General features: G+C 75.6%; 10 protein-coding genes. 6 read left to right on the forward strand and 4 right to left on the reverse strand.

The annotated features are described in order from the left end of the window. The first annotated feature begins 32 nt into the window (after window positions 1–32). Complete coding sequence (locus PHK61_RS17975) at window positions 33–665, forward strand: hypothetical protein (RefSeq protein WP_274282379.1); 633 nt, start codon at window positions 33–35, stop codon at window positions 663–665. Between the two features lies 1 nt (window position 666). Here PHK61_RS17975 and PHK61_RS17980 read toward each other — a convergent pair whose 3' ends face one another. Continuing rightward, window positions 667–1,080, reverse strand: a complete 414-nt coding sequence (locus PHK61_RS17980) for an ATP-binding protein (RefSeq protein WP_274282380.1) — start codon at window positions 1,078–1,080, stop codon at window positions 667–669. Between the two features lie 47 nt (window positions 1,081–1,127). On the opposite strand from PHK61_RS17980, the gene PHK61_RS17985 reads away from it, so the two are divergent. The 3 genes from PHK61_RS17985 to PHK61_RS17995 are packed head-to-tail and all read left to right on the forward strand — an operon-like array spanning window position 1,128 to window position 3,368. Next, a complete protein-coding gene (locus PHK61_RS17985; protein ID WP_274282381.1) occupies window positions 1,128–2,483 on the forward strand; it encodes a PP2C family protein-serine/threonine phosphatase in 1,356 nt (451 codons plus the stop codon). Then, window positions 2,480–2,848: a nuclear transport factor 2 family protein gene (locus PHK61_RS17990; protein WP_274282382.1), complete on the forward strand. Its 369-nt coding sequence runs from the start codon at window positions 2,480–2,482 to the stop codon at window positions 2,846–2,848. The genes PHK61_RS17985 and PHK61_RS17990 overlap by 4 nt, the downstream gene beginning before the upstream one ends. A gap of 19 nt (window positions 2,849–2,867) precedes the next feature. Further along, window positions 2,868–3,368: a hypothetical protein gene (locus PHK61_RS17995; protein WP_274282383.1), complete on the forward strand. Its 501-nt coding sequence runs from the start codon at window positions 2,868–2,870 to the stop codon at window positions 3,366–3,368. Here PHK61_RS17995 and PHK61_RS18000 read toward each other — a convergent pair. Next, a complete protein-coding gene (locus tag PHK61_RS18000) occupies window positions 3,365–4,765 on the reverse strand; it encodes an MFS transporter (protein ID WP_274282384.1) in 1,401 nt (466 codons plus the stop codon). The genes PHK61_RS17995 and PHK61_RS18000 overlap by 4 nt on opposite strands. Window positions 4,766–4,772: 7 nt before the next feature. After that, on the reverse strand, window positions 4,773–5,123 hold the full coding sequence (locus PHK61_RS18005; protein WP_274282385.1) for a DUF3099 domain-containing protein: 351 nt from the start codon (window positions 5,121–5,123) through the stop codon (window positions 4,773–4,775). A 215-nt stretch (window positions 5,124–5,338) separates the two neighbouring features. Here PHK61_RS18005 and PHK61_RS18010 point away from each other — a divergent pair, with 215 nt between their 5' ends. Continuing rightward, window positions 5,339–5,977, forward strand: a complete 639-nt coding sequence (locus PHK61_RS18010) for a LysE family translocator (RefSeq protein ID WP_274282386.1) — start codon at window positions 5,339–5,341, stop codon at window positions 5,975–5,977. Here PHK61_RS18010 and PHK61_RS18015 read toward each other — a convergent pair whose 3' ends face one another. Next, the gene (locus PHK61_RS18015; RefSeq protein ID WP_274282387.1) at window positions 5,978–7,129 is read right to left on the reverse strand and encodes a TetR/AcrR family transcriptional regulator; all 1,152 of its coding nucleotides are present in this window, start codon (window positions 7,127–7,129) and stop codon (window positions 5,978–5,980) included. 203 nt (window positions 7,130–7,332) lie between these two features. On the opposite strand from PHK61_RS18015, the gene PHK61_RS18020 reads away from it, so the two are divergent. After that, window positions 7,333–8,880 (forward strand): acyl-CoA synthetase, encoded by a 1,548-nt coding sequence (locus tag PHK61_RS18020; protein ID WP_274282388.1) that lies wholly within the window; start codon window positions 7,333–7,335, stop codon window positions 8,878–8,880. Window positions 8,881–9,156: the final 276 nt, after the last annotated feature.

The following is a 9,156-nucleotide window of genomic DNA, read 5'->3' on the forward strand; positions in this document are numbered from 1 at the left end:
CACGAAACGCGGTCCCGCGACGATGGGCCGGTGTGGCCGTGCTCCTGCTGATCAAGTGGCTCGCGATCACCGCGGTCGTCCTCGCGGTGCCGTTCGGCGTCTGGTGGACGCTCGACCGGTCACGGCGCCGGCCCGTCGCGACCCCGGCAGGGGCACCGGCAGGAGCACCGGCAGGAGCACCGGCAGCGACACCGGTCCCGGCACCGCCCGTCGCTCCCGCCCCCGTCCTCACACCCGCGCGCCGCCCCGCACCCCCGCCCGCACCCCGCCGTCCGAGCGCCGGTGGGGGCGAGCCGCCCACGGCGCCCATCCCCGCGCCCCGCGCGGCCGCTCCGACCGGTGTCCTCGACGCCGATCGCGAGGTCGTCGTGACGCGCGAGGAGGACCACCAGGACGTCCTCGCCGCGCACCACCGCGCGGGCGCCGCGGCGACGCCGGTGACGGTCGAGCTGTGGCCGTCGACGGTCACCCGCGGCAAGTACCGGGGCGACTACGCCGTGGAGGTCCGCCTCGACGGCCGCCGGGTCGGGGAGCTGACCGCGGCGATGAGCGCCCGCTACCGCCACCTCGTGGACGTCGTCGGGTTGGTGCGCTGCCGGGGCGTCGTCACCCACGACGGGCGGCGCGGCTTCCAGGTCGACCTCAAGCTGCCCGACGTGGTGTAGCTCAGGCCGGGTGGCGCAGGGTCACCGTGGTCCCGGTCGGTCCCGGCCGGACGGTGTGGGCCTCGGCGAGCTCCTCGATGAGGGCGAGGCCGCGGCCCCGGTAGCCGGTGCCCCCGGTCGGCGCCCGCCAGCGTCCGGTGTCGGTCACGCTGATCACCACCGAGCCCGCGCCGCCGGGGTCGCGCTGCGCGGAGAGGGTCATCGTCCCGGGCTCGTCCCGGTCCGCGTACGCGTGCTCCGCGGCGTTCTCGAGGGCTTCGCTGACGGCGAGGGTGAGGTTGTCGACGGCGTCCGCCTCGGACTCGCCGAGGGCCTGGCGCAGCCAGCCGCGGACCGCGCGGCGCAGGCGTCCGACGTGCGCCGGAGTCGCCGGTACTTCGAGGTGCAACACGTCGTCGCCCTCCCCCACGAGCACCCCCGCCTCGTCCTGTCCCGAACACCGCTGGCCGTAGGCTGTTCCCGGTGGACGACGAGCCCAATCCGGATCACCGGATCGACGACCCCGGGCGGGTCGCGGCCGTCGCGTCGACGGGTCTGCTCGACACCCCACGGGAAGAGGCGTTCGACCGCCTCACCCGGTTGGCCTCCGACCTCATCGGTGCCCCGATGGTGTTCGTGACCCTCGTCGACGACCAGGTCTCCTACTGGAAGAGCACCACCGGCGTCGACGACGGGACGCCGCAGCAGCGGCCCGCCAGCCAGTCGTTCTGCCGGTTCGTGATCACCACCGGCGCGGAGCAGGTCATCCCCGACACCCGCGTCGACGCCCGCACGAGGGGCATGGACGCGGTCGCGTCCATGAACATCAAGGCCTGGGCCGGCATCCCGATCCGGGCCGCGAGCGGCGACGTGCTCGGCACGTTCTGCGCCATGGACATCCGCCCGCGCGAGTGGACCCACCGCCAGCTGGAGATCCTGCGCACCCTCTCGCAGGCCGCGGGCGGCGAGATCGCCCTGCGGATGGCGCTGCAGGAGGCGCGCCACGCGTCCGCGGCGGCCGAGCGCCACGCCGCCGACGCCGAGCGCCACGCCGCCCGCGCCGAACGCTCCGCCGCCGAGGCCACCGAGCTGGCCGAGACGCTGCAGCAGAGCCTCCTGCCCGCGGGCAACCCGCGGATCCCGGGCATGGAGGTCGCCGCGCGCTACCGCCCCGGCGGCGGGGGCGCCGAGGTCCTGGGCGACTTCTACGACGTCTTCCCGGTGCCGGGCGGCTGGGGCGTGGTGGTCGGCGACGTCTGCGGCAAGGGTCCGTGGGCAGCGCGCACCACCGCGCTGGCCCGCTCCACCGTGCGCGCCGTCGGGCACACCGAGGACGACACCGGCGCGGTGCTCGCGGCGCTCAACGACGTGCTGCACGTCTGGTTCGCCGGGCGCCACAGCTTCGTCACCGCGACCTACGCGACGATGACCGCCGCCGACGAGGGCCTGAACACGGTCGTGGTCAACGGCGGGCACCCGCCGGCCTTCCTGCTGCGCGCCGACGGCGAGGTCCGCCAGTTCGCCGACGGCGGCCGCGCCCTGGGCCTGCGCCCGGACGCGGCGGTCGGGCGCGAGGAGGAGTGCCTCAAGCCGGGCGACAGCCTCGTCTTCTACACCGACGGTGTCACCGAGTCGCGCCCGCCGGGCAGCACGGACCTGTTCGGCGAGGACGGCGTCGCCCGCGTCCTCGCGTCGCTGTCGCCCGCGGCGGGCGCCGAGGCGGTGGCCGAGGCGGTCAGCCGCGCCGCGCTCGACCACGCCGGCGGCCAGGTCGCCGACGACACCGCGATCGTCGTCGTCCGCAGCCCCCAGAGCTTCCCGACCCCGGAGCCCGCATGACCACGTTCCGCGCCGCCGTCGAGCGCGGCGACATCGACGCCGCCGTCGCCCTGCTCGCCGAGGACGTCGCGTTCTCCAGTCCCGTGGTGCACACGCCGTACCGGGGCCGCGACGCCGTCGCGCCGATCCTGCGCGCGGTGTTCACCGTCTTCGAGGACTTCCGCTACGTGGACGAGATCGGCGGGGGCGGCGGGGAGGACCACGTCCTGGTCTTCCGCGCCCGCGTGGGCGACCGCGAGCTCGAGGGCATCGACCTCCTGCACCACGACGCGTCCGGCGCGATCGACCGCCTCACGGTGATGATCCGCCCGCTGTCCGCGCTGCAGGCCGTGGCGACGACGATGCGCGAGGAGCTCGGCGGGTAGGCGCGGCAGACTCCCCGCCGTGGACCCCGCCTACGACGCCGAGCCCTGGTCCGACTTCGCCGCCGGCATGGCCGGCGCCGCGGCCGCGCTCGCCGGACTGCTGTTCGTCGCCGTCTCGATCAACATCCGGACGATCCTCTCCGGCCCCGGCATCGCGGGCCGGGCCGCGCTGTCCCTGATCCTGCTCGCGCTGCCGGTCTTCATCTCGCTCGCGCTCCTGATCCCGGGGCAGGCGGAGGTCGCCCTCGCGATCGAGCTCCTGGTGATCTCCGCGGTGACCGTGCCGTCGCTCGGGTACCTGGTCCGGCCCGCGGCGCACGCCGAGGAGCAGCCGCTGCTGTCCCGGGTGGCGACGAACGTCGTGCCCGCGGGGGCCGCGGCGCTCGCACCCGTGGTCGCGGCGATCGGCCTGCTCACCGAGTCGCTCGGCGGGCTCTACTGGCTGCCGGCCGCGGTGGCGCTCGCCCTCGTCGGCGGGCTGGTCAACGCCTGGGCACTGCTCGTGGAGATCCTGCGCTAGGAGACGCCGCGGACGGCCGGGCGGGCGGTCAGCGCCCCGAGCACGGCCACGACGGCGAACGTCGCGAAGAGCCAGCGCGCCGACGCGAGCGGATCGGCGCCGCCGAGCGCGAGCGCGACGCCGCCCAGCGCGGTGCCGACCGAGACGGCGAGCATCTGCACCGTCGTCACGGCCGCGGAGGCCTTGTCGGCCTCGCCCTCGTCCTGCTCCGCCGCCGAGGCGGGCTCCGGGTCCGCGCCGCCGATCGCCGACGCCGCGAGGTGCGGCCACGCCGTCCCGATGCCGAACCCGCCCGCGAGCAGCCCCACCGCCCAGAGCACGACGCCGGCCGTGCCGTCGAGGAGGAGCAGCGCGGCCGCGACCAGGACGGTGCCGGACGCGAGCAGCACCGGTCCGGCGAGGACCCGGGGCCGGGGGCGGCGGGCGGACGCGCTGACCATCTCGCCGAGCACCCACCCGGCGCCCAGCGCGACGCCGAGGAAGCCCGCGGACACCGGGGTGAGGCCGGCGACCTGCTGGCCGACCAGCGGCACGAACGCCTCGACCCCCGAGACCCCGACGAGGACGGCCATGAGCCCGTAGATCCAGCGCAGCGGCGAGCCGGGGCGGAACGTCGCGCGTGGGAGCACGGCCGCCGACGTCCGCCGCTCGTGGACGACGAAGAGGACGAGCAGCACCAGCGCTAGCAGCAGGCCGAGGCCCGCGACGAGCGGGGAGGCGGCCAGCCCGGCGACGCTGAGCACGGCCGCGGCCGCGCCGACCAGCAGCACCGAGCCGACCGGGAACGGGCCCGGGGAGATCGGCGCGCGGGCGCGGCGCAGCGCGGAGGGCACGATCGCGGCGATCACGAGGCTGCCCAGGACGAGGGCGCCGAACGCCCAGCGCCACTGCCCCGCCGCGGCGAGGATCCCGCCGAGGCCGGGGCCGACGATCAGCGCCACGCCCCACATCGCGGCGATCACGGCGCTGCCGCGCGTCCACAGCGTGCGGGGCAGCGCGACGCGGATGAGGGCGTAGCCCATGGCGGCGAGCAACCCGCCGCCGAGCCCCTGCACCACCCGCCCGACGAGCAGCACCGCCATCGACGGGGCGAGCGCGTCGACGAGGGCGCCCAGGGCGAACACCGCCAGCGCCACGAGGTAGGCCCGCGCCGCCGGCACGGTGGCCAGCACCCGGCTGGTCAGCGACGACGCGACGACGGCCGCGAGCAGGAACAGGGTGGTGGGCCACGCGTAGAACTCGGGCCCACCGATCTCGGCGACCGCGGAGGGCAGGAGGCTCGCGGTGACGTAGGTGTCGATCGCGAACATCAGCGTGCCGCCGGCCAGCACCGTCACGGCTCCCCGACGTCCGGGGGCGACCATCTGCGCCCACGAACCGCCCTGCTCCTCGCTCACCGGTCGATCACGCCGCCCGATCGGTGGGCGCGTCGATGACCTGCCCGGGCTCGATCGCGCGGGCCGACCGGGTCTCGAGGACACGGTCGCCGCGATAGCGGGCGACCTTCTCGGCCTTGCGGGGCGGGCCGTCGTTGGCGATCAGCACCGCCATCCACGGCAGCGGCACCGACAGCATGACGATCACGGCCGCCGCGATGGTCCACCCGAAGCCGATGGCGAGCACCCCGGCCACGACCAGGCAGGGGATGCGCAGGGACATGATCAGTGAGTAGCGACGCCGGCGGGCCGCGAACTCCTCCGCGGGGGAGACGGCCGCGCCGGTGATCAGGACGGGACTGCTCTCGTGACGTCGCAACGACGTCCTCCTCTCCGGACTCCGTCGTCCGGCAGACGTGTCCGACAGGCGGTCCGATGTGTCGATCTCGACGCGATCTCGGTCCGGCATCCGGTACAACATCACGGGTCCCCGCGACCTTCCGGACGTCCTCACCGCACGGCGGTGGGTCCCGTCACCGGCGCGGCCGGGAATTCCCTGGACCGCACGGCCCGGCGCGGGCGAAGCTCGCGAGCGTGCCCGACCACCTGCTCGCCTTCGTCGTCGCCTGCGCGATCGTGATCGCCGTCCCGGGCCCGAGCGTCGTGTTCGCGGTCAGCCGGGCCCTGGCCGCCGGGCGCCGGCGCGCGCTGTGCTCGGTCGCCGGCAACGCGCTGGGCATCGGTCTGCAGGTCCTCGCCGTCGGCGCCGGCCTCGGCGCGGTGCTCGCGCAGTCGGCCGCGGCGTTCACGGTGGTCAAGTTCGCCGGCGCGGCCTATCTCGTGCTGCTCGGCGTGACGGCGATCCGCCACCGGCACGCCACCGCGACCGCCCTCGCGTCGCCGGCCGCGGCCCCGGCCCTGCCCGGATGGTGGCGCTCGGGGATCGACGGCCTCGTCGTCGGGGTGCTCAACCCCAAGAGCGCGCTCTTCCTCATCGCGTTCCTGCCGCAGTTCATCGACCCGGGCGCGGCGACCGGTCCCCAGATCCTCCTGCTCGGTGTGATCATGACGTCGATCGGCCTCGCCTTCGACAGCGCCTGGGCGCTCGGGGCGGGCACCGCGCGGGCCTGGTTCGCGCGCTCGCCGCGCCGGCTGTCGGTGCTCGGCGGCGCGGGCGGCGTCGCGATGATCGGGCTGGGCGCCGGGCTCGCGACGACCTCGCGCGCGGCCTGATCAGCTCCCCGCGGCGAGCACCGCGCCGGCCAGCGTCGCGATCCGTTCCCGGGCGCCGGGGCGGACCGCGAGGTGGTGGACGCGCGCCAGACTGTTGATCAGCGCGAGCGCGGCGTGGACGAGCACGCGGGCCTCGGGCGCCGGCAGGTCGGGGCGGGCGGCGGTCAGCAGCGCGACCCACTCGGCGAGGTAGGCCCGCTGCGAGCGGCGCAGCTCGTCCCGGTGGGGGGCGGGCAGGTGGATGGTCTGCGAGACGAGCACGCTGACGATCTCGGGGTTGTCGGCGACGAAGGCGGTGTAGTCGGCGGCGAGGCGGGTCAGCGCGTCCTCGGCGTCGCCCGCCCGGGCCAGCGCGTGGTGCAGGCCGAGCCAGAGCGCCTCGTTCCCCCGGTGCAGGGCGGCGAGCAGCAGGTCGGTCTTGGTGGCGAAGTGCCGGTAGACGCTCGGGCCGGCGATGCCCGCCGTCGCGCCGATGTCGCCGAGGCCCACCGCCGGGTAGCCCTGCTCGCCGAAGAGCCGGATGGCCGCCGCCAGCAGCGCCTCGCGCCGCGAGGCCGGGGCGAGCCCGGGGGGTCGGGCCGGCGTCTCCGGCTCCCCGGACGCCGCGGGCAACGGCACGGTGAGCACGGCGCGCGCGGCCCCGGCGAGCAGGTCGCCGAACCGGTCGCCGGCGAGCGTCCAGCGGTGGTGCGCGGGGCTGTCGATCACCGACATCGCGGCCCATGCGCGCAGCTCCGCGTTCGCCGGGTCGGCCTCGGCGCCCGCGGCGGCGACGCCGGCGGCCACCGCGCGCAGGCGGTGGCGGACCGCGCGGCTCTCCTCGGCGGGCAGGTGCCCGGCCTCGCGCTCCCAGAGCAGGCCGAACTCGCGGCGCTCGAGGGTCAGGGCGGCGAGCCCGTCCACCAGGTCGCCGTCCGGCGCGGCGACCACGGCCTCGATGCGCGCGAGGTGCTCGTCGAGGATCGCGAGCAGGAGCTCCTGCTTGCCCCGCACGTGGCGGTAGAGGGCGCTCGGGGCGATGCCGACCGCCGTCGCGACGTCCGCCATCCCGACGCGGTGGTAGCCCTCGGACCAGAACAGCGTGGCCGCCGCCGCGAGGATCTGGCGCCGCCGGTCGCGCGGGCGCCGTCGCGCGGGGGCCGACAGGGTCATCCTGGCCCCTCTCCACCACAGGAGGTGAACGACGATTCGCGCGCCGTGACCGTCACGTCACCGTCCCGACGTCGAACGCCCGGATCATCCCGGTCTCCTCCCGCTGGTCGCTTCCGCGGGCCGACGTGACGTGCTTCACTGACGCCGTCAGCGAGCTAATCACCGTTCACATGGCGCGGCAAGCACCGAGGGAAGGACCAGCCGTGGAGATCACCCAGGCGCTGCACCGCGCCGCCCAGCAGACCCCCGACCGGCCCGCGACGATCGCGGGCGAGCGCGTCCGGACCTGGGCGCAGTGCCTCGACCGCGTCGCCCGGCTCGCCGGCGCCCTGCAGGGCCTGGGGGTCGGTCCCGGCGACCGGGTCGCGATGCTCTCGCTGAACTCCGACCGCTACCACGAGTACCTGTTCGCGGTGCCGTGGGCGGGCGGCGTCGTGACCCCGGTGAACATCCGGTGGAGCCCCGCCGAGATCGCCTTCTCGCTGGAGGACGCGGGCGCGGCGGTCCTGCTCGTCGACGACACGTTCGTCCCGGCGGTGCCCGCGGTGCGTGCGGACGCGCCGGTCGTCGGGACCGTCGTCTACTGCGGCGACGGTGAGGTCCCCGACGGGATGATCTCCTACGAGGAGCTCGTCGCCGGCCACGCGCCCGTCCCCGACGCGCGGCGCGGCGGCGCCGACCCGTACGGCATCTACTACACCGGCGGCACCACGGGGACGCCCAAGGGCGTCGTGCTCAGCCACGCGAACCTGCTCGTGTCCGCGCTGGGGTGCGCGGCGAGCGGCGACTTCATGACCCCGGGCGGGCGTCTGCTGCACACCGCGCCGATGTTCCACCTCGCCGACGGCGCCTCCTGGGTGGCGCGCAACGTCGTCGGTGGCACGCACGTCATCGTCCCGGTGTTCACGCCCGCCGGTGTCGCCGCGGCGATCGCCGAGCACGAGGTCACCGACGTCCTGCTCGTGCCGACGATGATCCAGATGCTGGTCGACTCCCCCGAGGCCGCCGACGCCGACCTCTCCAGCCTGCGCCACCTGCTCTACGGCGCCTCGCCGATCTCCGAGGCCGTCCTCGAGCGTGCCGCGAAGCGCCTGCCCGCCGCCGAGTTCACCCAGGCCTACGGGATGACCGAGCTGTCGCCGGTCGCGACGCTGCTCTCCCCCGCCGACCACGGCGTCGACCGCCTGCGTCGCTCGGCCGGGCGCGCGGCCCCGCACGCCGAGGTCCGGATCGTCGACGAGAACGACGAGGAGGTCCCGTACGGCACGGTCGGCGAGATCGTCTGCCGCGGGCCGCACGTGATGCTCGGCTACTGGAACCGCCCCGAGGAGACCGCGACCGCGCTGCGCGGCGGCTGGATGCACACCGGCGACGGCGGCCGCATGGACGACGAGGGCTACGTCTACGTCGTCGACCGGATCAAGGACATGATCGTCTCGGGCGGCGAGAACGTGTACTCCGTCGAGGTCGAGAACGCCCTGGCCAAGCACCCGGACGTCGCGTCCTGCGCGGTGATCGGGGTGCCCGACGACGAGTGGGGCGAGCGCGTGCACGCGGTCGTCGTCCCGGTCGCGGGGGCGGCACCGACCGCCGAGGAGCTGCGCGAGCACGTCAAGGGCCTGATCGCCGGCTACAAGGCCCCGCGCACGGTGGAGCTGCGCGACGCCCTCCCGATCTCCGGGGCCGGGAAGATCCTCAAGCGCGACCTGCGCGCGGAACACTGGTCGTCCGCCGACCGCGGCGTGTCCTGAGCGGTACGAGCGATGCGGCTTCGCTGGCGTCTCACGCCAGGATCGCCACATCCTCGCTGCGCGACACGCCGGAGTGTGCTCGAAGTGCCCGCCGAGCGCGCCCGCGCGGCGCCACGCACCCGGTGAGCGCTCGGTAGCGTCAGCCAGCGTTGAACTTCAAGTGGTCGATCTTGAAGGTGATGGGGTTCGGCGGGTGGGTGGACTCGCGCAGTGTGCTCCAGGCGGGGTGCTGGGTCATGCGGGCGAGCTGGATGGTGATCAGGTCGCGCAGGCCCT

The sequence above is a fragment of the Actinomycetospora lutea genome (genome assembly GCF_028737205.1).
GTDB classification, from domain to species: domain Bacteria; phylum Actinomycetota; class Actinomycetes; order Mycobacteriales; family Pseudonocardiaceae; genus Actinomycetospora; species Actinomycetospora lutea.